This is a genomic window from Mycobacterium sp. KBS0706 (assembly GCF_005938675.2).
Classification (GTDB): Bacteria; Pseudomonadota; Alphaproteobacteria; order DSM-16000; family Inquilinaceae; genus Inquilinus.
Genome location: NZ_VCCH02000053.1, coordinates 21,478 through 42,187, shown reverse-complemented (window position 1 = coordinate 42,187; position 20,710 = coordinate 21,478). Strand labels below are relative to the sequence as shown.

The window sequence follows — 20,710 nt, the reverse complement described above, 5'->3', positions numbered from 1 at the left end:
GGTCCGGATCCGTCTCGCCTGGTGGCGGGAGCCATGCACGCAATGCGTGCACTTCCTTCTCGCCTTCCCGGACCGATCGCGGCACGATATCGATCTTGAGGCCATCGCGCGGCCAGATTGCCCGTGCTTCGCCATCGGACCCTCGGCCGGCAGAGTCACGGCCCTGCGTCCGCGCCAATCGGATCGCCCCATGAGTGCCCCGTACCGTTCCCCGATTCCGCTCGTCACACGCGCCGGATCGAAGCCGACCGCCTTTCCGGCGGCCGAGACCGCCCGCGCTGCGACCTATCTGATCCGGCTGCGCCATTTCGTGGTGGCGATGTCGATCGGCGTCTATGCCCATGAGGAGCAGCGGCGCCAGCGCGTCCGCATCAGCGTCGAGATGGAGGTCGAGCTGCCGGCCGGCGGCATCGGCGACGACATCGACCGCATCCCCTCCTATGAGGGTCTGGTGCAGGGCCTGCAGGCCCTGGCCGAGAAGGAGCATGTGCGGCTGATCGAGACCGTTGCCGAGCATGTGCTCGACCTGGCCATGGCCCATCCGATGGTGCTGCGGGCGACGGCCGAGGTCGAGAAGCTCGACGTCTTCCCCGAGGCCGATTCCATCGGCGTCCGGTTCGAGCGCCGGCGAGAGGGCTGAGGCTCAGTCGTATTTGATGTAGGCGAAGCGCGGGTCGGTGGGCGTGCCGTCCAGCCCGGCCCCCTCTTGGCCCGGGTGCCAGGCCACCACCTCCTCGATCTTGCGGGCCAGGGCGAAGTCGCGGTCGGTGATGCCGCCGCCGGCATCATGTGTGTTCAGCCGGACCTCGACCCAGCCCCAGGCGGCGGCGATCTCGGGATGATGCCAGGCGGCCTCGGCCAGGTGGCCGATGGCGCCGATGGCCAGCATCGAGCCCTTCCAGCCATGCGTCTGGTAGCGCCGGCGGATGCTGCCATCCTCAAAGCGCCAGCGCGGCAGGTCGCGGGCCAGGCGGGCCTCGACCTCCGCGGGCGGGTAGGCGTGCAGTTTGGCGGCCATGGCGATCCTCCCGGTGGGATCGGCGGCCCCGGCGAGGCCGCCTTCACCCCCAGAAGGATAGAGCGTCAGTCGCGAACGGCATCCCCCCGCGCCACCACCACGGCGAAGCGGTCGGCCAGGGCGGTCAGCGCCGCCCGGTGCACCTCGGCCGCCGGCCGCACGCCGCCGAGCGGGTCCGGCAGGTCGCGGCTGGCGCAGGCCGCGGCCACCACCGTCGAGAACAGCCCGTGGTCGACCGCCGAGCGGGTGGTGGCGTCGACGCACATATGCGTCATGAAGCCGACCGTCACCAGCTTGCGGCGCCCGGTGGCGGCGATGCGCTCGGCCAGGTCGGTGCCGGCGAAGGCGTTGGGCAGGCCCTTTTTCACCACCACCTCCCCGGCCGCCGGCGTCACCGCCGCGATCGGGGCGACATAGGGGCCGTCGATGTCGAACAGCCCGCCCTTGCGCTCGTTCAGCACATGGATGACCGGGGTGCCCAGGCGGCGCGCCCGGGCCAGCAGGGCCGCCGCCTCCTCGACCGCGGGACCGACGCCGGGCAGCGCCAGCTGGCCGTCGCTGTATTCGCGCTGCATATCGATCAGGACGAGGACCGATTCCGTCAGGATGGCGGATTCCAGCCGGGCGCCGGCATGGTCGAGCAGGGTCTTGGGAAGCATGGCGTGTCTCCAGGAATGAAGGGGAATCAGGCGGCTTCGGCCGGCGCTTCGGCAGCCAGCGCGGCCGTCACCGACGGGCGGGCGCCGACACGCCGCATATAGGCCGCGATCGCCGGCCAGCGGCCGAGGTCGATGGCGAAGAACCGGGTCCAGCGCAGCACCGTGAACAGATACGCGTCGGCGACGCTGAAGCCGCCCTCGAGCAGATGGTCCCGGTCCCGCAGCGCGTCCTCGATCACGGCGAAGCGGCGGAACAGCTTCTGCCGGAAGACTGCCTTCGCCTCTTCGGGCAGCGCCGCGTTGAACAGTGGGCTGAGGCCGGCATGGATCTCGCTGGTGATGAAGTTCAGCCATTCCTGCAGCCGCACCCGCTCCCATGTCCCGTTCGCCGGTGCCAGCCCGGTCTCGGGCTTCAGGTCAGCGAGGTATTGCACGATCACCGCCCCCTCGGTCAGCACCCGGCCGTCGTCGAGCTGCAGCGCCGCGACATAGCCCTTGGGATTGACGGCCAGGAAGTCGCCGCCATCGGCGGTCCGCTTGGTCCGGTTGTCGACCCGGACCGGGGTGAAGGGCAGGCCGAGCTCGCGCAGCACGATGTGCGGCGACAGCGAGCAGGTCTCGGGGGCGTAGTACAGCTTCATCCGGCGCTCCGGCATCGGCCGCCGCAGGGGATCGCGGCGGTTCATGCCCCTGAACTTGGCTGCCATCATCTCTGCAGGAAAGCCGAGATTCTGCCGATACACTCTGCAATAATGCAGGAATGGATTGGGACCTCGCCCGCTTCGTCCTGGCGCTTGCACGGCATGGCACCGCTTCCGCCGCGGCTCAGGCGCTGGGGGTCGACCAGACCACCGTGTCTCGCCGCCTATCGGCCGCCGAATCCGTGCTGGGCACGCCGCTGTTCGATCGGGTCGAGCGCCGGTTCCGGCCGACGCCGGTCGGCGCCACGGTGGTGGCCGAGGCGGAAACCATGGAGCGGGCGGCGATCGCCATCGAGCATGCGGCCCGCGATCGCGACGCGGCGCTGTCGGGGCCGGTGCGGATCTCGGTCCTGCCCGGCTTCGCCGCCGAGTGGCTGATCCCGCGCCTGGGCGATCTGCGCCGCCGCCATCCCGGGCTGCGGCCCACGGTGCTGAGCACCGACATCAACACCGATCTGGAGCGGCGGGACGCCGACATCGCGCTGCGCCAAGCCCGGCCAAGCACCGGCGACCTGGCGGCGCGGCTGGGCGTCCGCATCGGCCATGCGGTCTATGGCCCGGAGGACGGCGCGGCCGAGGCCTGGATCGCACTGGAGCCGGCGCTGGACGCGGTGCCGCAGATGGTCTGGCTGCGCGACCAGCCCGGCGGCACCGACCCGGTGCTGCGCGTCACCGGCGGGCTGGAGCTGCTGGCGGCGGTGCGCGCCGGGCTAGGGCGCGCCGTGATCCCCTGCTACATGGCGGACGAGGCCCCAGGCCTGCGCCGCCTGTCCGGCCCGGTGCCGGTGGCCAGCCGCGAGCTGTGGATCGTGCTGCCGGCCCCGGCCAAGGACGTGCCGCGCATCCGCGTGGTTGCCGATTGGCTGGCGGCAGCACTAGCCGAGGACCGCGTCCGGCTGGAGGGAGTGCAGGTGTAGTCCGGAACACTCGCTCGACGGCGGCTCTCCCCCTCACCCTCCCATCGCCGCGCGATGGGTCCCTCCCTCTCCCCGAGGAGAGGGGACCGGAACCCGCCTCGTCACCTCTCCTTGGGGAGAGATCGAAATCGCATCGCGATTTCGGGTGAGGGGGTGGCCCCGGCCTATCCGCCTGACTGAGCGTCTGTGGAAACAGGCTCCGGCACCCAGCTGCCTTCCCGGTCGGCGTGTCCATACAGCCGCTCGACCAGCAGCCGCAGCGTCGGGTCGCTGTCCAGCGCCTCCTGCATCCGGCTGAAGGTGCGGGTCCGGGTGACGCCGTGCTCGTGCCAGGACTTGCCGCCGCTCATCACGTTCTGGGCGAAGGCCTGCAGCCGGTCGAGGGCGCGGGCGTAGCGCGCCTCCGGCGTCTTGCCGGCCTCGAACTCGGTCCACCAGCCATGCACCTTGTCGCGCAGATCGGGCGGCAGCAGGCCGAACAGCTTCACCGCCGCCTCGGCCTCGCGCGCCGCCTGGCCCTGCAGACCGACATCGTCATAGGCGAAGGTGTCGCCGGCATGGATCTCGACCAGGTCGTGGGTCAGCACCAGCGACAGCACCTTGGCGATGTCGACCTCGAAGCCGATCTCGTCCTTCAGCAGCAGGGCGTAGAGCGCCATGTGCCAGGTGTGCTCGGCGTCGGTCTCGCGCCGGCTGCCGTCGATCAGGTAGTTCTGCCGGGTGATCTGCTTGAACTGGTCGCAGACCAGCAGGAATTCCTGGATCCGGGCCAGGCGGTCGGCGGGCGGGGATGCGGCGTCAGTCATGGGCGTCACCAGACGGTATCGATGCTGCGAAGGCCTAGGATCTCATCGATCCGACGCTTGGTGGCGTCGTGCATCTCGCGCGGCAGATCCTCGGGCGGGAAAAAGCGGGCCTCGGCGATCTCGAAGGACAGGCGGCCGCCGGAGGGGCGCCAGCGATCGGCGAGGAACAGGGCGACGTGGTCGCAACGCAACCGGTCGAAATGGGTGTAGAGGCCGATCAGCCGGTCGACCGATTCGACCTCGACCGCCGCCTCCTCGCGCGCCTCGCGCACGGCGCAGGCCTCGAAGCTCTCCCATTTCTTCACCCCGCCGCCGGGGAAGAACCAGCCGGGGCGGTAGGTGTGATGCACCAGCAGGAAGCGCCCCTCCCCGTCCCGCACCACCATGCGGGCGCCGAGGGTCAGCGGCTTGCGCAGCCGCAGATAGGCGTTGTGGGCGCGGTGCAGCAGGCGCGGCAGGGTGCGGCGGGTCGAATTCATGGCCGCAGATGACCGGCGGAGCGGGTCGGTGTCAACCAGCCACGAACCCGGCGATTGCCGCCCGCAGCGCCTCCGGTTCGTCGACCCGGATCGAATGGCTGCTGTCCTCGAAGATCCGCAGGGTCGAGCCCGGCATCAGGCGGTGGATCTCCTCGGAGAATTCCGGCGGGCAGATCCAGTCGTGCCGGCCGGCCAGGATCAGGGTCGGCGCCGTGATCCGCGCCAGCTCCGGCCGCAGGTCGAGCCGGCGCAGGAAGCCGTCGGGGCCGAAGGCGCGGTTGATCGCGTCCGGCGAATGGATCGCCCGGCCCCGCGTCGCCGCGGCCGCCGCCGGGTCGTAGCGGCGGGAATAGAGCGGCCCCATCGCCTGGTAATAGGCCTCGAGATCCGACTCGGTGCGGAAGCCGCCGGCCCACAGCGTCTCCCCGGCCGCGATCTGCTCGGCATTGCCGCGCTCGCGCAGGATCTGCTGTGCCCGCTCGTGGAAGCCGGCATGGGCGGCGGTGACGATCAGCACCAGATGCGACACCGCTTCCGGATAGCGCGCGGCATGCGCCATCGCCACCATGCCGCCATAGCTGGTGCCGATGCTGGCGATCGGGCCGAGGCCGAGATGGCAGCGCAGCGCCTCCATGTCCTCGACATTCTCGTCCAGCGTGTAGCGCGCCGGGTCGCCGCGGGCGGAGCGGCCCTGGCCGCGATGGTCGAAATAGACCAGCTGCAGGTGCTGGGCCAGCGGGCTCATGCTCGGCTTGAAGCCGCTGTGGTCCGAGCCCGGCCCGCCATGGATCAGGAAGCCGGCCGGGCGCTCGCGCATGGCGCCGCCCTCCGGCACCAGCCCGGCGCCGTCGATGTCGAACCAGATCTCGGTGTCGCGGAGCTTCGCGCGCATCACATCCCCTTCAAAGTCAGATCCCGGCGTGGGCCGCCACCCCGGCGGCCAGGCGGCGCAAATCCAGCCGCGCCCGCCGGCGCCGCTCCTCGGCCTCGGCCAGCCCGACCGGCACGAAGCGCAGCACGTCGCCCGGGCGCAGCTGGCCCAGCACCGGCAGGTCGCATTCGATCACCTGGGCGATGCGGGGATAACCGCCGGTGCTCTGGGCGTCGGCCATCAGCACGATCGGCTTGCCCTCGGGCGGCACCTGGACCGTACCGGTCGTCACCGCCTCGGACAGCAGGTCGCGCGGATAGGACAGGCTGAGCACCGGCCCGTCCAGCCGGTAGCCCATGCGGTCGGAGCGCGGGCTGACGGTGAAGCGCTCGCCGTGGAACGCGGCCAGGCTGTCGCGGTCGAAATCGGTCGCCTGCAGCCCGGGCAGCACCCGGACATGCGGCGACCGCCGCAGCGACGGGTCGAGATCGGCGGCGGCGGACCAGCCGGTGGTGGCGAAGGGCCATCCGCCGCGCTCCGCCGCAAGCAGCCTGGCCAGGCGCTCGCCCAAAGCCGTCGGCGCGCCGGCCGGCAGCCGGTCCCCCGCCTTCAGCGCCCGCCCCTCGAATCCGCCAAGCCCGGCCCGCAGATAGGTCGAGCGGCTGCCCAGCACCGGCGGCACGTCCACGCCGCCGGCGATCGCCAGATAGCTGCGGCAGCCGATATTGGTCGGGGTGAAGCGCAGCTCCGCCCCCTTCGGCAGCAGCACCGGCCGGCGCAGCGGCACCGCCTCGCCGCCCACCGTCCCGCGCATGCCGCCGCCCGCCAGCGCGATCAGCGTCTCGGCCTCGAAGCGCAGCGCCGCCCCCATCAGCGTCATCTCGAGGGTGGCGGCGCCGGGGTCGTTGCCGGCCAGGATGTTGGCGACGGCATGCGAGCGCCGGTCCATCGCCCCGCCCACCACCACGCCATGCCGGCGATGGCCGAAGCGGCCGAGATCCTGCACCGTCGACAGCAGGCCGGGGTCGAGCACCGCAACGGTCACTTGGCGTCTCCAGCCAGGGCCTCGAACTCTTCCACCGCCACCGGGCGGAAGCGGATGCGGTCGCCCGCCTGCAGCAGGCAAGGCGGGTCCTCGCCCGGCAGGAACAGCGCCAGCGGCGTGCGGCCGATCAGGTTCCAGCCGCCCGGGGATTCGACCGGGTAGATCCCGGTCTGCGGCCCGCCGATCGCGACCGTGCCGGCCGGGATCTTCAGCCGCGGCGACGCCCGGCGCGGCGTCGCCAGGCGCTCGGTCAGCCCGCCGAGGAAGGGGAAGCCGGGGCTGAAGCCGATCATGTGCACCCGGTACTCGGTGCCGGAATGCAGCGCCACCACCTCCTCCTCGGTCAGGCCGTGATGCTGCGCCAGCTCGGCCAGGTCCGGGCCGAAGACGCCGCCATAGGCGACCGGGATCTCGACCAGCCGGGGCTCCCCCAGCGCCTCCGGGTCGAGGCCGGACAGCCGCGCCTCCAGCAGCCGCTGCACCGTGGCGGCCGGCGGCTCGTCGCGGTCGCGCGGCACGGCGTCGGGGTCGAAGAACACGGCCAGCGTGGCGAAGCCGGGCGACGCCTCGACGAAGCCGGGGAACGGGTCGCTCTCCAGCGACAGGGCCAAGGCGTGGATGGCGCCGGCGATCGCGCCATCGATGGTCTCGCCGAAGCGCACCACCATCGCGGTCTCTGTCATCACGGCGATCGACGCAGCGGTCACGGGCCTCTCCTCGAATTCTGCCCCAAGCCATAGCGCGGCAACGCCCTTGGCGGAAGCATGGTGGTCCGCCTCTTGCCCTGCCTCTTGATTGCGCCGCCGGGGCGGCGATGATGGGCGCGACGCCATTGCGCCACCACCACAGCGACCCGGGAGACCCCGCGTGACCGATCCGGCCCTGTTGTCGGCAGCCGAGCTGTCCAGCCTCTACGCCGCCCGCGACCTGTCCCCGGTCGAGGCGGCGCAGGCCAGCCTCGACCGGATCGAGCGGCTGAACCCGCAGCTCAACGCCTTCTGCGGCGTCCATGGCGACGAGGCGCTGGCCGCGGCCCGCCAGTCCGAGGCGCGCTGGCGCGAGGGCCGGCCGCTGAGCCCGATCGACGGCGTGCCGACCTCGGTGAAGGACCTCGTCCTGGCCCGCGGCTGGCCGACGCTGCGCGGGTCGAAGACGATCGACCCGGCCGGCCCCTGGGACCAGGACGCGCCGTCGGTGGCGCGGCTGCGCGAGGCCGGGGCGGTGCTGGTCGGCCGCACCACCACGCCGGAATTCGGCTGGAAGGGCGTCACCGATTCGGTGCTGACCGGCATCACCCGCAACCCCTGGGACCCGAGCAAGACGCCCGGAGGCTCATCCGGCGGCGCGGCGGTGGCGGCGGCCACCGGCATGGCGGCGCTGAACATCGGCAGCGACGGCGGCGGGTCGATCCGCATCCCCGCCGGCTTCACCGGCATCTTCGGGCTGAAGCCCAGCTTCGGCCGGGTGCCGGCCTATCCGCTGAGCCCGTTCGGCACGGTCTCGCATCTCGGGCCGATGACCCGCACGGTGGGCGACGCGGCGCTGATGCTGTCGGCGATGGCGCGGCCCGACCCGCGCGACTGGACCGCCCTTCCCTTCCCGGTGACCGATTTCACCGAAGGGCTGGAGGACGGCGTCCGCGGCCTGCGCATCGCCTATGCCCCGACCCTGGACGACGCGCCGGTCGACCCTGAGGTCGCGGCCTCGGTGGCGAAGGCGGTCGAGGTCTTCGCCGGCCTCGGCGCCCGGGTCGAGACGGTGACGCTGGACCTGCCCGACACCGGCCCCATCTTCCGCGCCCATTGGTTCGTCGGCGCGGCGACGCTGCTGGCCTCGATCCCGCCGGAGAAGCACGCCCTGATCGACCCCGGCCTGCGCGCCGTGGCGGCGGAGGGCGCGGCGATCCCGCTGCTCGACTACACCAAGGCGACGCTGGCCCGCGGCCGGCTGGGCGTGAAGATGAACCAGTTCCATCAGGACTGGGACCTGCTGCTGATGCCGACCCTGCCGATCCCGGCCTTCGCCGCGGGACGCAACCTGCCGCAGGGGCCGGACGGCGCGACCTGGGCCAACTGGACGCCCTTCAGCTACCCCTTCAACCTGACGCAGCAGCCGGCGGCCAGCGTGCCCTGCGGCCTGACCGCGGCGGGCCTGCCGATCGGCCTGCAGATCATCGGCCCGATGTTCCAGGACGCGCTGGTGCTGCGCGCCGCCCGCGCCTTCGAGGCGCTGCACCCGGCGCCGCTGCCGCCGCTGGCCCGATCGTGACCGAAGCCAAGCCCTTCTGGCGCCGCAAGCGCCTGGACGAGATGAGCCGCAAGGAGTGGGAGTCACTGTGCGACGGCTGCGGCCGCTGCTGCCTGCACAAGCTGCGCGACGCCGACGAGCCGCCGGACACGCCCAATGTCGACTACACCGACATCGCCTGCAAGCTGCTGGACACCCACAGCTGCCGCTGCACGCACTACCCGACCCGCCGCCGCTACGTGCCGGACTGCGTGCAGCTGACGCCGAAGAATGTCGACCATCTCGGCTGGATGCCCTCGACCTGCGCCTATCGTCTGCTGTCGGAAGGCCACGACCTGTACTGGTGGCACCCGCTGGTCTCGGGCGACCCGGAGACGGTGCACATCGCCGGCATCAGCGTGCGCGACAAGGTGATCTCCGAGACCGAGGTCGAGGAGGACGAGTTTGAATACCACATCGTGGAGTGGCCGGCCTGAGAGCCCCTCACGGGATGTTCTTCGGCGGCAGCACCGGCCTGGGCAGCGGGATCAGGTCGACCGATTTGGACTGGCCGCCGAGGAACTCGGGGTCGAGCAGCCCGCCGCCGGAAGGGTCGCCGCCCGGTGGCGCCCCGGCATTCACGAACCCCATCACGCCGGCATGCGTCGGGCTGCCGAAGAACTGCGCCCGGCCGCCCTGCGGATGGCCCTTTTCGATCTCCGCCTGCGCCGCCGAGACCCGGCCGGCCAGCTCCGGCGAATAGGGCAGCAGATAAGCCCGCGGCACGCCGCTCGGCAGGTTGGCATCATCCAGCTCCTCCAGCCAGAGATGGATGGCGCCAGGTTCGCCGCGCGACGGGTTCGGCTCCAGCACCCGCGTCCACAGCACCTGGAAGCGGTCCGGCACCGCCACCGGCGCCGACCAGCCCAGCAGCCCCTGCGTGGCGAAGAACACCGCGACATAGGCAGCGCTCGCGGCCAGGATCGCGGCGATCTTGAACAGCCGCCGGATCGGTAGCCAGATCAGCACCGCCAGCAGGATCGTGCTCAGCAGCACATAGGCCAGGGACAGGCCGAGGACGCTCGTCTCCAACCCCATCATGGCTGCCCCACCTGCCAGGTCCGGCTGAAGGTCTGCAGGATCGATCGCGCCACGTGGTTGGTGCCGGTGACTGCGCCCTTCCCGTCCAGGGTGAAGCGCACGACGGTCCGTTCACTACCGCCCTCGGCGGATTCGATCGTCTCCTTGGCCACGATGGTCACGATCGGGTTCAGCTTCTGCACGGTTACCGTCACCGGCACCGGTTTCCCGGTCAGGGCGGCGAAGTGATAGAAGTTCACCGTGTATTCGCCGGCGACGATGCCGCGGATGGTCACCAGTTCCTGGCGCGTCGCGGTCGGCACCTTGACGCCGTTGACCAGCACGAAGTCGTTCAGGCCGCCGCGGTCGTCGCGGTCCAGCACCATGAAGCCGGCGTCGCGCCGGCGGTACCAGACGACATTGCCGATCGGGTCCTGGACAAAGATGTCGAAATCGTCGGGATGGTTGTCCGGCCAGTCCATGCTGATCATGAACTCGGCCTTGCTGTCGACCTTCCCCTCCTTGGCCTCCGGCGCCACGATCAGTAGCGCGACGAAGAACAGGAAGGCCAGGATCTGCAGGGCCTTGAACAGCACCACGCTGAACGGGTCGAAGGCCTCGTCGCGCGGCAACAGGTCGAAATCGTCGATCATTCAGCGGGGGTCCGGCTGTCCAGCGCCGAGACGACATGGACCTCGGTGAGGTCGACGGCGAAGGCGAAGATCTTCGCCGTGGCGCTGTCCAGCAGCGAATACTGGATCTTGAGCAGGACCGACCCCGCCAGCCCGACCAGGGTGGTGTACATGGCCACCGCCATGCCGTCGCTCATCAGCGACATCGACGACCGCACCGCCTCGCGGTTCTCGGTGTCCAGCCCGGCGATCGGCGCCAGCATCATGATGAAGCCGATGATGGTGCCCAGCAGGCCGAGCTTCATCAGCGTGTCGCTGGCGAAGGCGCCGAAGGAGTTCGACCCGCGCAGCCGGCTGGCCAGCACCCGCAGCAGCAGCGTCTGGTCGAGCCGCTCGGCCCCCTGCAGCGCGGCCTTGGTGGCGAGGTCGCGGATATGGGTCGAGACCAGGCCGGGCGGCAGGCCGTCCTTGCCCAGGATCCCGCGGCCGTTGCCGATCACGGCCTGGGCCGCCTTCAAGGCCGCGTTGCCTTCTCGCGAGATCGCCAGGACGCGCCACAGGCAATGCAGGCTGCTGGCGACATAGAGCAATGAGATGATCAGCGAGATATGGGTCGGGTCGCTGGCGACCATCCGGCCGATCAGCCCGAAATACCACAGCAGGACGAAGGCAAAGAGGCTGATGCCGGTGAAGATCAGCCAGGGCAGCAGCGGATCGTGCCCGGGCAGCTCGACTCTACGCTGGCTCATGCAGGGCTCCGGCAGCTCGTCGGCGATGGCTCGGAGCCTATCGGGGGAGCGGACGGAAAGGCCTGGGCACCGGTCCCGAGTGGCTCTGGGCAATTTGCCCGAACTGCGCCGCAGCAAGGCCTCCGTGCTTGCCAGCCCGGGGCGCCGGCGACCAGTATCGGCAAGATCCCTTCGTGCGGGGACCGACCCATGAACCTTTTCGTTCATCTCGTCTTGCGCCTGGCCGCGGTCGTCCTGCTCTGCCTGGCCTGCGCCGTCGGCTGGGTGCTGGTCGACACACACCGCGCCATCGAAACCGAGGCGGCGGCCTCCGCCGACCGCGTCGCCGGCACGCTCGAGACGCTGTACTGGCGTGAGCTGATGTGGCGCGGCGGGCTCAGCCGCGAGCATCTGGTGCCGATCCCGGACTGGGAGACGATGGCGACGATGAAAGTCATCTCGCCCGGTGTCTGCGTCACCTTCTCTCCCGGCAGCGAGCCGCCGCGGCGCCTGTGCAGCCAGCTGGAGGCGATCGGCGACCCGGCGCCGTCCTGGTTCCAGGCCGTCTACGACCATGTCTTCGGCGCCTATGCCCGGGTCGAGCGCCCGCTGTCCGCACGGCAGCCCCTGGCCGGCGTGGTCACGGCCGAGCCGGATCGCGGCGCCGCCATCCGCCAGGCCTGGCACCAGATCGATGTCGTGCTCAGCGTCGCGGCGCTGCTCGCCGCCGGCATCGGCATCCTGGCCGCTGCGCTGGTCGGCCAGTCGCTGATGCCGGCCCGGACCATCGTCGCCGGCCTGCAGCGCCTCGGCCGAGGCGATTACAGCTATCGCCTTCCCGGCTATCGCACGGCGGAGTTCGACCAGATCTCCCGCGCGGTCAACGACCTGACCGCCCGCCTGGCCGAGACCACGGCGCAGCGGATGGCGCTGACCAACCGCCTGTTCCAGGTGCAGGAGGAGGAGCGCCGGGCGCTGGCCCGCGACCTGCACGACGAGTTCGGCCAGTGCCTCGCCGCGGTCGGCGCCCTGGCCACGGTGATCGAGCTGGAGGCGGCGGACCGCCCCGACCTCGCCAAGGATGCGCGCTCGATCCGCGAGACCAGCAAGCGGATGTCGGCGACCTTGCGCGGCGCCCTGGCCCGGCTGCGGTCGCAGGAGGTCGAGGAGCTGGGGCTGGAGGCCAGTCTGGCCCAGCTCGTCGCCGGGTGGAACGCGCAGAAGGACCGGCAGGCGGCCTTCCATCTCGACATCGTCGGCAGCCTCGCCGGGGTGCCCGAGGCGACCGGCCTGAGCATCTACCGCATCGCCCAGGAATGCCTGACCAACGCCGCCCGGCACGGCAAGCCGCGCGATGTCCGGCTGCAGGTGCAGCGGGTCGACGCCGAGGGGCGCGACGCCGTGGCCGTGAGCGTCGAGGATGACGGCGGCGGCACCCTGTCCCGGCTGGGCTGGGCGCCGGGCTACGGCATCCTCGGCATCCGCGAGCGGGTGACGGCGCTGGGCGGCAGCCTGTCGATCAGCCAGGCGCGCTGGGGCGTGCGCGTCGCCGCGCTGATCCCGCTGATGCCCGGCCGCGAGGCGCCGGCCCCGGCATGACCGAGCTGACCATCCTGCTGGTCGACGACCACCCCGTGGTGCGAGAGGGCTATCGCCGGCTGCTGGAGCGCATACCGGGCTACAGGGTGGTGGCGGAGGCGCATGACGCGATGTCCGCCTACCAAGCCTACCAGAAGTCCGGGCCCGACGTGGTGGTCATGGACCTTTCGCTTCCCGGCATCGGCGGGATCGAGGCCCTGCGGCACATCCGGCAATGGGACCGCGACGCGCGTATCCTGATCTTCACCATGCACAGCGGCGCCGGCTTCGCCCTGAAGGCCTTCGAGGCGGGCGCGGCCGGCTACGTCACCAAGGGCAGCGACGCTGCCGAGCTTGTCAGCTCGATCGCGGTCGTCGCTCGGGGCGGCCGGGCCATGAGCGACGATGTCGCCCGGGAGATCGCCGCCGAGCGCCTCGCCCGGCCGAGCTCCCCGCTGGACGAGCTGAGCCCGCGGGAGGCCGAGATCCTGCGCCTCGTCGCCTCAGGCTGGTCGGACGAGGAGATCGCGGCCTCGCTGCATCTCAGCCTGAAGACCGTCCGCAACTACCACTACCAGATCAAGGCGAAGGTCGGCGCCCGCACCGACGCCCATCTGGTGTGGCTCGCCATGGGCATGGGCCTGGTCCAGGCCGGACCGCAGGCCGCCCCGCCCTCGCCGAAGTGAAAATCTCCTGGCGGCAGCCTTGCCGGGGCTGCAGTGTCGCGTCCCGGACGGAACCGAGGGAGTCGACATGTCAGGACCCGGCGTGACGCTGCTGGATGGCGGCATGGGGCGGCAGCTCGCCCGGATGGGGGCGCCGTTCCGGCAGCCGGAATGGTCGGCGCTGGCGCTGATCGAGGCGCCGGAGACCGTGCAGGCGGCGCATGCGGCCTTCATCGCCGCTGGGGCCGAGGTGATCACCACCAACAGCTACGCCGTCGTCCCTTTCCATATCGGCGAGGACCGCTTTGCCGCGCAGGGGCTGGAGCTGGCCGACCTGTCGGGCCGGCTGGCGCGGCAGGCCGCGGCGTCAGCCGCCGCCCCGGTGCGTGTGGCCGGATCCCTGCCGCCGCTGTTCGGCTCGTACCGCCCCGACCTGTTCGAGCCGGAGCGCGCGCCGGAGATCGCGAACATCCTGGTCGAGGGGCTGGCGCCGTATGTCGATTTCTGGCTGGCCGAGACCCAGAGCTCGATCCGCGAGGCCGCCGCCGCGGCGGCGGCCGTGGCCGGGCACGGCAAGACGCTGTGGATCTCCTACACCATCGAGGATGAGAGGCCCGAGCCCGGCGCGCCCCTGCTGCGCTCCGGCGAACCGGTCTCGGAGGCGGTGCGGACGGCGCTCGGCCTCGGCGCCGAGGCGGTGCTGTTCAACTGCAGCCAGCCCGAGGCGATGGGCGACGCCGTCGCCGCCGCCGCGCGGGTGATCGGCGCGGCCCGGTCGCCGGCCCGGATCGGCGTCTATGCCAACGCCTTCCCGCCGCAGCCGGAGGACGCCGCCGCCAATGACGGCCTGTCGGAGCTGCGGGCCGATCTCGACCCCGACAGCTATCTCGGCTGGATCCGGCGCTGGGTCGGGCTCGGCGCCTCACTGGTCGGCGGCTGCTGCGGCATCGGGCCCGAGCACATCGCCCGCATCCGCAAAGCGCTGCCGGAGCTCACCGCGTAGGCTGGGTTCGCGCAGCGAACCCAACACAGCGGTGCCTGAAGTCCTGTTGGGTTCGCGTGCCGCGAACCCAACCTACTCGGCCCGCCCGATCGATTCATTTTTGTTCGACATATTGACGTCTCTCACGCCCCGCGCTACGACTGACATGTCAGATCGATATCACTGGCCGTGCAGAACGTGCACGGCAGACGACAGGGAGATGGGCGTGGCCCAGCCAGGCGAGCGTTTCGGCCTTTCCGCGGCATTGACCGTCCCCTTCCGGCCCGATGGAGGCGTCGACTTCCCGCGCTTCGTCGCCCATGTGCGCTGGTGCCTGGCGCAGGGCTGCCGCACCGTCACCGCCTTCGGCACCACCGGCGAAGGCGCCGCCTTCTCGCTGGCCGAGCGCGACCGGGTGCTGGGCGCCCTGGCCGGCGCCGGCATCGAGGGGTGCCAGCTGGTCGGCGGCGTCTCCGCCTCCGCCGCCGAGGACGCCGTGGCGCAGGCGCGCATGGCGCTCGATTTCGGGGCCGATGCCGTGCTGCTGCCGCCGCCCTTCTACTTCAAGGGCGTCGGCGATGACGGCCTGTTCGCGTGGTTCGCCCGGGTGTTCGAGCAGCTGGGCGCCGCCGCCCGCGACGTGATCCTCTATCATATCCCCAGCGTCACCCAGGTGCCGCTGTCGGTCGATCTGGTCGGCCGACTGCGCACCGCCTTCCCCGAGGTGATCCGCGGCGTCAAGGACTCCTCCGGCAACTGGGACTACGCCCAGGCCCTGCTGGCGCAGCATCGCGACCTGGCGATCCTGATCGGTGACGAGCGCTGCCTGGCCGCCGCGGTGCGGCTGGGCGGCCAGGGCGCCATCTCCGGCATCGCCAACATCTACCCCGAGGCGATGCTGCCGCTGGTGCAGGAGGGGCGCGACGACGAGCGCATCCAGCGCCTGGTCGAGGCGCTGCTGGCCTATCCGGTGATCCCGGCGGTCAAGGCGCTGGTGGCGCATCGCAGCGGCGACCCGGCCTGGCTGGCCACCCGCGCGCCGCTGCAGCCGCTGTCGCCGGCCGAGGCGGCCCGGCTCGGCGCCGCGGCGGACAGCCTGTTCACCACCATGGCGGAGGCTGGATGAGCGAAGACCGCGAACCGCTGAAGCTGCGCGAGAAGGCCTATGACAGCTTCACCCAGCACCTTCTGGCCAACAACCTGCACGCCGGGCAGTTCATCTCCCAGCGCGAACTGGTGGCGCTGACCCAGATGCCGCTGGGCGCCATCCGGGAGCTGGTGCCGCGGCTGGAGGTCGAGGGGCTGATCAAGACCGTGCCGCAGCGCGGCATGCAGATCATGCACATCGACCTGACCATGATCCGCGACGCCTACCAGTTCCGGCTGTTCCTGGAGAAGGAGGCGACCGCCGCCTTCGCCCGATCGGTCACCGACGGGGGCCTGGCGGTGCTGCGGGCACAGCATGAGGAGATCATCGCCCGGGTCGAGCGCGAAGGCCCGACCCAGCAGGTGATCGACGACGCCCAGGCCACCGACTGGGGCCTGCACGACATCATCATCGACGCGCTGGGCAACGAGATCATCTCCAAGACCTATCGCGTCAACTCGATCAAGATCCGGCTGATCCGGCGCGAGCTGACCGGCATCGCCGGGCTGGTGGTGCCGGTGATGCGGGAGCATCTCGGCATCATCGACGCGATCGCGAGCCGGGACCCGGTCCGTGCCGCCGAGGCGATGACGGCGCATATCGCCAACGCCCGCAATCGCGCCCTCGGGCTGTAACCTGAACCAGCCGGCGAAGCCCGGTCCAATCAATCAAGGGAGGACACCATGGCATCCATACTGAATCTGAGCCGCCGCTCGCTCCTGGCCGGCACCGCGGCAACCGCCGCCGCGGCGGCCCTGCCCCGAATCCGCCCGGCCTGGGCCGCGCCGGACTGGAAGAAGTACGCCGGCACCCATATCGAGGTGAACCTGGTCAAGAGCCCGCGCAGCGAGACCATCGCCCGGCATCTGCAGGAGTTCATCGACCTGACCGGCATCGATGTCGGGCTGGAGCAGACGCCGGAGCAGCAGCAGCGCCAGAAGGCGGTGGTCGAGTTCAACAGCGGCGCGCCGAGCTTCGACGTCATTCATCTCAGCTACCATGTGCAGAAGCGGATGTTCGAGAAGGGCGGCTGGCTGGCCGACCTGCGGCCGTTCCTGGCCGACCCCGCCCTCGCCGACCCGGCCGTCAGCCTGACCGACTTCTCCAGCGCCGGCCTGGACTATGCCACCGCGGCCGACGGCGCCATCGGCAGCCTCCCGCTGAGCGTCGACTACTGGATCATCTACTGGAACAAGGAGCTGTTCGCCGCCAAGGGGCTGAAATACCCGACCAGCTTCGAGGAGCTGGTGTCCGCCGCCGAGGCGCTGACCGACCCGGCCGCCGGCACCTACGGCTTCGTCGCCCGCGGCATGAAGAACGCCAACGTCCCGGTCTGGACTTCGTTCATGCTTGGCAACGGCGTCGCGCCCCTCGCCGAGGACCGCAGCCTGGCCACCACCTCCGATGGCGCGGTCGAGGCGGCAAAGCTGTACCAGCGCCTGCTGACCAAGGCGGCCCCTCCCGGCGTCGCCGGCTTCAACTGGAACGAGTGCCAGTCGGCCTTCCTGCAGGGCAAGGTCGGGATGTGGCTGGACGGCGTCGGTTTCGCCAAGCCGCTGGAGGACCCGAAGCTGTCGCGCGTGGTCGGCAAGACCGGCTACGGCGTCATGCCGAAGGGCCCGAAGGACCAGGCCTCCGCCACCTTCGGCGACGGCATCGGCGTCACCGCGGCCAGCGAGAACAAGGAGGCCGCCTTCCTGTTCTGCCAGTGGGCGGTGTCGCGCACGGTGCAGGCCGACCTGCTGCAGAGCGGCTCGGGCGTGCCTTTCCGCACCTCGATCCTGGACGATGCCGAGGTGCGCAAAGGCGTGACCCTGCCGGCCGAATGGATCGACGCCGTCGTCGGCTCGTCCAAGGTCAGCAAGCTCGGCCTGCCGGTGATCGTGCCGGTCACCGAGTTCCGCGACATCTTCGGCATCGCCCTGACCAACATCGCCGGCGGCGCCGACCCGGCGGCCGAGCTGGCCAAGGCGACCGAGCAGTTCAAGCCGATCCTGGCCAAGAGCGAGGCCTAAGCCCCCATGTCTCCCCCTCGTTGTGTCCTGCGCCGGTTCAACATGCCGACAGGGCAGGAGGACGGTGCAGCGCGATGCAGCGCATCGCGCAAGCCGTTCGACGCACCATGTCGGCATGTTCAACCGGCCCGAAGGGTCGCCTTGCGGCGGCCGCCTGCGGGCGCGGGCCGCTCGACCGTATGGCCCGATACGCTCTTCGCGGCCCGCGCCCTCATTCGACTCACCGCAAGGCGACGCAGGGCGCAACGAGGGGGAGATATGGGGGCTAAGCGATGACCGCCGCCGACGCCGGGGTGGGACGGAGACAACGCGTGCGGGCGCGGCGGCCGAATGCCGTCGCGCCGAGCCTGCGCACCTACCTGCCCTTCATCCTGCCGGCGGTGCTGGTGGTGGGGGCGGTGATCATCTTCCCCTGGGCCTTCACCGGCTGGGTCAGCCTGCATGACTGGCAGGCCACCGGCGCCGGCGGCTTCATCGGCCTCGACAACTACGCCCGGCTGTTCACCGATGCCCGCTTCGGCGAGGCGGTGTGGCACACGCTGCTCTACACCGTGCTGTCCGTGCTGCTGCCGCTGGTGCTGGGGCTGGCGGCGGCGCTGGTGTTCAACGAGCGCTTCCCCCTGCGCGGCCTGGCCCGCGGCATCGTGATCATGCCGATGATGGCGACCCCGGTCGCCATCGCCCTGGTCTGGACCATGATGTTCCACCCCCAGCTCGGCGTGCTGAACTACCTGCTCAGCCTGGTCGGAATCCCGCCCTCGCTCTGGGTGTTCGACCAGGGCACGGTGATCCCGTCGCTGGTGCTGGTCGAGACCTGGCAATGGACGCCGCTGGTCATGCTGATCGTGCTGGGCGGCCTGTCCGCCCTCCCCGCCGAGCCCTATGAGAGCGCCCAGATCGACGGTGCCGGCTGGCTGCAGCAGTTCCGCTACCTGACCCTGCCGATGATCTCGCCCTTCCTGATGGTGGCGGTGATCATCCGCTCGATCGACGCACTGAAGAGCTTCGACATCATCTACGCCATCACCCAGGGCGGCCCGGGCACGGCGTCGGAGACGATCAACATCTACCTCTACACCCAGGCCTTCAGCTTCTACGACATCGGCTACGGCTCGGCGATCGCGGTGGTGTTCTTCGGCATCGTCGTCGCCATGTCCCTGGCCCTGCTGTGGCTGCGCCAGCGCGCCAAGCTCGCGGCCACCTGAGGACGACGACCATGCCCCGCCCCCTCGCCAAAGCCCTGCGCCGCGCCGCCCTGTATTTCGCCGTGCTGGTGATCGTGTCGCCGGCGCTGCTGTTCTTCCTGTGGATGCTGTCGCTGTCGCTGAAGCCGGAGGTCGACAACATCAGCTACCCGCCGGTCTTGATCCCGACCACCCTGGCCTGGAGCAACTACGCCCAGGTCTTCGCCGAGAACTCCTTCGGCCGCTACTTCATCAACAGCCTGATCGTCACCGGCAGCGCCACGCTGATCGGCCTGGTGATCGGCGCCCCGGCCGCCTACGGCATCGCCCGGGCCAGGGCCACCAAGCTGTCCGTGGTCGTCATGATCGCGCGGATGACGCCGGGCCTCAGCTACCTGATCCCGCTGTTCCTGATGTTCCGCTGGCTCGGGCTGATGGGCACGCTGTGGCCGCAGATCATCACCCATCTGGTGATCACCCTGCCGATCGTGATCTGGGTCCTGATCTCCTATTTCGAGGCCCTGCCGATCGAGCTGGAGGAGGCCGGGCGGATCGACGGCGCCAATCGCTGGCAGGTATTCCGCCACGTCGTGCTGCCGCTGACCCGACCGGGCCTGACGGTGGCGCTCTTGCTGTCCTTCATCTTCTCCTGGAACAATTTCGTGTTCGGCATCGTGCTGGCCGGGCGCACCACCCGCACCCTGCCGGTCGCGGTCTACAACTCGCTGACCTTCGAGCAGGTCAGCTGGGGCCCGCTCTCGGCCGCGGCGCTGGTGGTGGTTATCCCGGTGCTGGTGCTGACCGTGGTCGCCCAGAAGCAGATCGTGGCCGGCCTGACCTCCGGTGCGGTGAAGGGCGGCTGAGCCGCCCGTCACCGGATTCGCCCACCCACCCCAATTGGATCACTTGCAAATTAGATAAAATGTCGTAATTTGTAGGTATATAGTCATTTGCTTTTGAAGCACATTGGCTCGGGGGATGGTGCCATGTCTGTCATTCAGATCGCCGAAGATCGGGCCCTGCCGGCAACGGCGCCCGCGACCTCCATCCGGACCACTCTGGTCAGCCGCCAGGACGAAATCCTCTCGCTGCGGCAGAACGCATCCGAGATCCTGTACCGGCTGCGGGCCGTCCGCGAGACCTGGTCCGAGAGCGACGTGCCGCCGGCCCAGGAACGCTGGGTGCTGCAGCAGGTCCTGGAGTGCCTGACCGTCAGTTGCGAGCCGCCGACCGGGGACGAGTTCGACCGCATCGCGGTGGCCGGCCAGGCGCTGGCCATTCTGTTCGACATGTCGGATGAGGAGTTCGCCGCCGTCGCCGCGGATGACGACGACTACGACCTGGTCGATTTCGACGCCGATCTCGACGATGCGGAGGATCTGGCTGCGGCCAATGCGGCATAGGACCGGCGCCGGCCGCGCCTTTCCCGGATTGCAATCCCCAAACCGGCTGGCAGATCCTACCCAAATGGATGATTGCAAATTAGATAAAATGCTTTAGATTGTAGGCATATAGTCAAGACATACGAGCCGCATAGGATCAGAGGGGGACCATCATGCCCTTCACGCAATTCGACAGCTCCGAAATTTCCCCGTCGACGGCGCCCGGGGCCATCCAGGCATCGCCGGTCGGCCGCCAGGAAGAGATCCATTCCTTGCGCCAGAACGCCGCCAGGATCCTGCGCGCGCTCCGGCGGGTTCGCGAATCGTGGTCCGAGGACGACGTTCCGCCGCCGCAGGAGCGCTGGGTCCTGGACCAGATCCTGTGGTGCCTGCTGGTCAGCCAGAATCCGCCGTCCGGTGACGAATACGACCGCATCGAGGCCGCCGGACAGGTGCTCTCTCTGCTGGTCGAGATGCCGGGCGCCAATTTCGAGCCCGACGAATGCGACGATGCCGACTACGACCTCGTGGATTTCGACACCGCTCTGGATGAGGCCGAATTCCTGGTGACCGGCAACACCTGGTAGATCCGGCC

The 20,710-nt window shown here is 70.3% G+C and carries 25 protein-coding genes; 14 read left to right on the top strand and 11 right to left on the bottom strand.

What is annotated here, in order from left to right:
- Positions 1 to 190: 190 nt before the first annotated feature.
- Positions 191 to 640, top strand: coding sequence for a dihydroneopterin aldolase (locus FFK22_RS25530; protein WP_138890655.1), 450 nt, complete (start codon positions 191 to 193; stop codon positions 638 to 640).
- A gap of 3 nt (positions 641 to 643) precedes the next feature.
- On the opposite strand, the gene FFK22_RS25525 is transcribed toward FFK22_RS25530, so the two are convergent.
- The 3 genes from FFK22_RS25525 to gstA form a co-directional block, all read right to left on the bottom strand.
- Positions 644 to 1,018 carry a 4a-hydroxytetrahydrobiopterin dehydratase gene (locus FFK22_RS25525; RefSeq protein ID WP_138890654.1) on the bottom strand — a complete coding sequence of 125 codons (375 nt, stop codon included), beginning with the start codon at positions 1,016 to 1,018 and terminating at the stop codon, positions 644 to 646.
- A gap of 65 nt (positions 1,019 to 1,083) precedes the next feature.
- Complete coding sequence (locus tag FFK22_RS25520; RefSeq protein WP_138890653.1) at positions 1,084 to 1,677, bottom strand: isochorismatase family protein; 594 nt, start codon at positions 1,675 to 1,677, stop codon at positions 1,084 to 1,086.
- A 26-nt stretch (positions 1,678 to 1,703) separates the two neighbouring features.
- Positions 1,704 to 2,363 carry a glutathione transferase GstA gene (gstA, locus tag FFK22_RS25515; protein WP_221938848.1) on the bottom strand — a complete coding sequence of 220 codons (660 nt, stop codon included), beginning with the start codon at positions 2,361 to 2,363 and terminating at the stop codon, positions 1,704 to 1,706.
- Positions 2,364 to 2,437: 74 nt separating this feature from the next.
- On the opposite strand from gstA, the gene FFK22_RS25510 reads away from it, so the two are divergent.
- Positions 2,438 to 3,295: a LysR family transcriptional regulator gene (locus FFK22_RS25510; protein WP_138890652.1), complete on the top strand. Its 858-nt coding sequence runs from the start codon at positions 2,438 to 2,440 to the stop codon at positions 3,293 to 3,295.
- Between the two features lie 164 nt (positions 3,296 to 3,459).
- Here the strand turns inward: FFK22_RS25510 and FFK22_RS25505 are convergent, their stop codons facing one another.
- Genes FFK22_RS25505 through pxpB form a run of 5 tightly spaced genes read right to left on the bottom strand, consistent with a single transcriptional unit; the run spans position 3,460 to position 7,203 of the window.
- Positions 3,460 to 4,101: an HD family hydrolase gene (locus tag FFK22_RS25505; RefSeq protein WP_138890651.1), complete on the bottom strand. Its 642-nt coding sequence runs from the start codon at positions 4,099 to 4,101 to the stop codon at positions 3,460 to 3,462.
- A 5-nt stretch (positions 4,102 to 4,106) separates the two neighbouring features.
- Complete coding sequence (locus FFK22_RS25500) at positions 4,107 to 4,580, bottom strand: NUDIX domain-containing protein (RefSeq protein ID WP_138890650.1); 474 nt, start codon at positions 4,578 to 4,580, stop codon at positions 4,107 to 4,109.
- A 31-nt stretch (positions 4,581 to 4,611) separates the two neighbouring features.
- Entirely contained in the window at positions 4,612 to 5,472 is an 861-nt protein-coding gene (locus FFK22_RS25495) for an alpha/beta fold hydrolase (protein WP_138890649.1), read from the bottom strand.
- Positions 5,473 to 5,488: 16 nt separating this feature from the next.
- Positions 5,489 to 6,496, bottom strand: a complete 1,008-nt coding sequence (locus FFK22_RS25490; protein WP_186002639.1) for a biotin-dependent carboxyltransferase family protein — start codon at positions 6,494 to 6,496, stop codon at positions 5,489 to 5,491.
- The gene (gene pxpB, locus FFK22_RS25485) at positions 6,493 to 7,203 is read right to left on the bottom strand and encodes a 5-oxoprolinase subunit PxpB (RefSeq protein WP_221938847.1); all 711 of its coding nucleotides are present in this window, start codon (positions 7,201 to 7,203) and stop codon (positions 6,493 to 6,495) included. The genes FFK22_RS25490 and pxpB overlap by 4 nt, the downstream gene beginning before the upstream one ends.
- Before the next feature lie 160 nt (positions 7,204 to 7,363).
- Here pxpB and FFK22_RS25480 point away from each other — a divergent pair, with 160 nt between their 5' ends.
- Both FFK22_RS25480 and FFK22_RS25475 read left to right on the top strand, forming a co-directional pair.
- A complete protein-coding gene (locus FFK22_RS25480; RefSeq protein WP_138890647.1) occupies positions 7,364 to 8,764 on the top strand; it encodes an amidase in 1,401 nt (466 codons plus the stop codon).
- Positions 8,761 to 9,219 (top strand): YcgN family cysteine cluster protein, encoded by a 459-nt coding sequence (locus tag FFK22_RS25475; RefSeq protein ID WP_138890646.1) that lies wholly within the window; start codon positions 8,761 to 8,763, stop codon positions 9,217 to 9,219. The genes FFK22_RS25480 and FFK22_RS25475 overlap by 4 nt, the downstream gene beginning before the upstream one ends.
- A 7-nt stretch (positions 9,220 to 9,226) precedes the next feature.
- Here the strand turns inward: FFK22_RS25475 and FFK22_RS25470 are convergent, their stop codons facing one another.
- From FFK22_RS25470 to FFK22_RS25460, 3 genes are read right to left on the bottom strand one after another with little or no spacing between them, the layout of a single operon-like run.
- Entirely contained in the window at positions 9,227 to 9,823 is a 597-nt protein-coding gene (locus tag FFK22_RS25470; RefSeq protein ID WP_138890645.1) for a hypothetical protein, read from the bottom strand.
- The gene (locus FFK22_RS25465) at positions 9,820 to 10,455 is read right to left on the bottom strand and encodes a hypothetical protein (protein WP_138890644.1); all 636 of its coding nucleotides are present in this window, start codon (positions 10,453 to 10,455) and stop codon (positions 9,820 to 9,822) included. Before FFK22_RS25465 ends, FFK22_RS25470 begins: the two co-directional genes overlap by 4 nt.
- On the bottom strand, positions 10,452 to 11,183 hold the full coding sequence (locus FFK22_RS25460) for a MotA/TolQ/ExbB proton channel family protein (protein WP_138890643.1): 732 nt from the start codon (positions 11,181 to 11,183) through the stop codon (positions 10,452 to 10,454). The genes FFK22_RS25465 and FFK22_RS25460 overlap by 4 nt, the downstream gene beginning before the upstream one ends.
- A 189-nt stretch (positions 11,184 to 11,372) precedes the next feature.
- Here FFK22_RS25460 and FFK22_RS25455 point away from each other — a divergent pair, with 189 nt between their 5' ends.
- From FFK22_RS25455 to FFK22_RS25410, 10 genes are all read left to right on the top strand, one after another.
- The gene (locus FFK22_RS25455) at positions 11,373 to 12,761 is read left to right on the top strand and encodes a histidine kinase (RefSeq protein WP_138890642.1); all 1,389 of its coding nucleotides are present in this window, start codon (positions 11,373 to 11,375) and stop codon (positions 12,759 to 12,761) included.
- Positions 12,758 to 13,426: a response regulator transcription factor gene (locus FFK22_RS25450; protein ID WP_138890641.1), complete on the top strand. Its 669-nt coding sequence runs from the start codon at positions 12,758 to 12,760 to the stop codon at positions 13,424 to 13,426. Before FFK22_RS25455 ends, FFK22_RS25450 begins: the two co-directional genes overlap by 4 nt.
- Positions 13,427 to 13,493: 67 nt before the next feature.
- Positions 13,494 to 14,408: a homocysteine S-methyltransferase family protein gene (locus tag FFK22_RS25445; protein WP_138890640.1), complete on the top strand. Its 915-nt coding sequence runs from the start codon at positions 13,494 to 13,496 to the stop codon at positions 14,406 to 14,408.
- Between the two features lie 205 nt (positions 14,409 to 14,613).
- Positions 14,614 to 15,513, top strand: a complete 900-nt coding sequence (locus FFK22_RS25440) for a dihydrodipicolinate synthase family protein (RefSeq protein ID WP_221938846.1) — start codon at positions 14,614 to 14,616, stop codon at positions 15,511 to 15,513.
- Entirely contained in the window at positions 15,510 to 16,169 is a 660-nt protein-coding gene (locus FFK22_RS25435; protein ID WP_138890638.1) for a GntR family transcriptional regulator, read from the top strand. The genes FFK22_RS25440 and FFK22_RS25435 overlap by 4 nt, the downstream gene beginning before the upstream one ends.
- 48 nt (positions 16,170 to 16,217) lie before the next feature.
- Positions 16,218 to 17,549: a sugar ABC transporter substrate-binding protein gene (locus FFK22_RS25430; protein WP_138890637.1), complete on the top strand. Its 1,332-nt coding sequence runs from the start codon at positions 16,218 to 16,220 to the stop codon at positions 17,547 to 17,549.
- Between the two features lie 272 nt (positions 17,550 to 17,821).
- Positions 17,822 to 18,754, top strand: coding sequence for a carbohydrate ABC transporter permease (locus FFK22_RS25425; protein WP_138890636.1), 933 nt, complete (start codon positions 17,822 to 17,824; stop codon positions 18,752 to 18,754).
- A gap of 11 nt (positions 18,755 to 18,765) precedes the next feature.
- Positions 18,766 to 19,596, top strand: a complete 831-nt coding sequence (locus FFK22_RS25420) for a carbohydrate ABC transporter permease (RefSeq protein WP_138890635.1) — start codon at positions 18,766 to 18,768, stop codon at positions 19,594 to 19,596.
- 123 nt (positions 19,597 to 19,719) lie between these two features.
- Positions 19,720 to 20,136: a hypothetical protein gene (locus FFK22_RS25415; RefSeq protein ID WP_138890634.1), complete on the top strand. Its 417-nt coding sequence runs from the start codon at positions 19,720 to 19,722 to the stop codon at positions 20,134 to 20,136.
- 152 nt (positions 20,137 to 20,288) lie between these two features.
- Positions 20,289 to 20,702 carry a hypothetical protein gene (locus FFK22_RS25410; RefSeq protein WP_138890633.1) on the top strand — a complete coding sequence of 138 codons (414 nt, stop codon included), beginning with the start codon at positions 20,289 to 20,291 and terminating at the stop codon, positions 20,700 to 20,702.
- Positions 20,703 to 20,710: the final 8 nt, after the last annotated feature.

Bases quoted from the DNA above. Each gene is read 5' to 3' on its own strand.
- FFK22_RS25530 (WP_138890655.1), top strand. From the start codon at position 191: ATGAGTGCCCCGTACCGTTCCCCGATTCCGCTCGTCACACGCGCCGGA.
- FFK22_RS25525 (WP_138890654.1), bottom strand. From the start codon at position 1,018: ATGGCCGCCAAACTGCACGCCTACCCGCCCGCGGAGGTCGAGGCCCGC.
- FFK22_RS25520 (WP_138890653.1), bottom strand. From the start codon at position 1,677: ATGCTTCCCAAGACCCTGCTCGACCATGCCGGCGCCCGGCTGGAATCC.
- gstA (WP_221938848.1), bottom strand. From the start codon at position 2,363: ATGAACCGCCGCGATCCCCTGCGGCGGCCGATGCCGGAGCGCCGGATG.
- FFK22_RS25510 (WP_138890652.1), top strand. From the start codon at position 2,438: ATGGATTGGGACCTCGCCCGCTTCGTCCTGGCGCTTGCACGGCATGGC.
- FFK22_RS25505 (WP_138890651.1), bottom strand. From the start codon at position 4,101: ATGACTGACGCCGCATCCCCGCCCGCCGACCGCCTGGCCCGGATCCAG.
- FFK22_RS25500 (WP_138890650.1), bottom strand. From the start codon at position 4,580: ATGAATTCGACCCGCCGCACCCTGCCGCGCCTGCTGCACCGCGCCCAC.
- FFK22_RS25495 (WP_138890649.1), bottom strand. From the start codon at position 5,472: ATGCGCGCGAAGCTCCGCGACACCGAGATCTGGTTCGACATCGACGGC.
- FFK22_RS25470 (WP_138890645.1), bottom strand. From the start codon at position 9,823: ATGATGGGGTTGGAGACGAGCGTCCTCGGCCTGTCCCTGGCCTATGTG.
- FFK22_RS25465 (WP_138890644.1), bottom strand. From the start codon at position 10,455: ATGATCGACGATTTCGACCTGTTGCCGCGCGACGAGGCCTTCGACCCG.
- FFK22_RS25460 (WP_138890643.1), bottom strand. From the start codon at position 11,183: ATGAGCCAGCGTAGAGTCGAGCTGCCCGGGCACGATCCGCTGCTGCCC.
- FFK22_RS25455 (WP_138890642.1), top strand. From the start codon at position 11,373: ATGAACCTTTTCGTTCATCTCGTCTTGCGCCTGGCCGCGGTCGTCCTG.
- FFK22_RS25450 (WP_138890641.1), top strand. From the start codon at position 12,758: ATGACCGAGCTGACCATCCTGCTGGTCGACGACCACCCCGTGGTGCGA.
- FFK22_RS25445 (WP_138890640.1), top strand. From the start codon at position 13,494: ATGTCAGGACCCGGCGTGACGCTGCTGGATGGCGGCATGGGGCGGCAG.
- FFK22_RS25435 (WP_138890638.1), top strand. From the start codon at position 15,510: ATGAGCGAAGACCGCGAACCGCTGAAGCTGCGCGAGAAGGCCTATGAC.
- FFK22_RS25430 (WP_138890637.1), top strand. From the start codon at position 16,218: ATGGCATCCATACTGAATCTGAGCCGCCGCTCGCTCCTGGCCGGCACC.
- FFK22_RS25425 (WP_138890636.1), top strand. From the start codon at position 17,822: ATGACCGCCGCCGACGCCGGGGTGGGACGGAGACAACGCGTGCGGGCG.
- FFK22_RS25420 (WP_138890635.1), top strand. From the start codon at position 18,766: ATGCCCCGCCCCCTCGCCAAAGCCCTGCGCCGCGCCGCCCTGTATTTC.
- FFK22_RS25415 (WP_138890634.1), top strand. From the start codon at position 19,720: ATGTCTGTCATTCAGATCGCCGAAGATCGGGCCCTGCCGGCAACGGCG.
- FFK22_RS25410 (WP_138890633.1), top strand. From the start codon at position 20,289: ATGCCCTTCACGCAATTCGACAGCTCCGAAATTTCCCCGTCGACGGCG.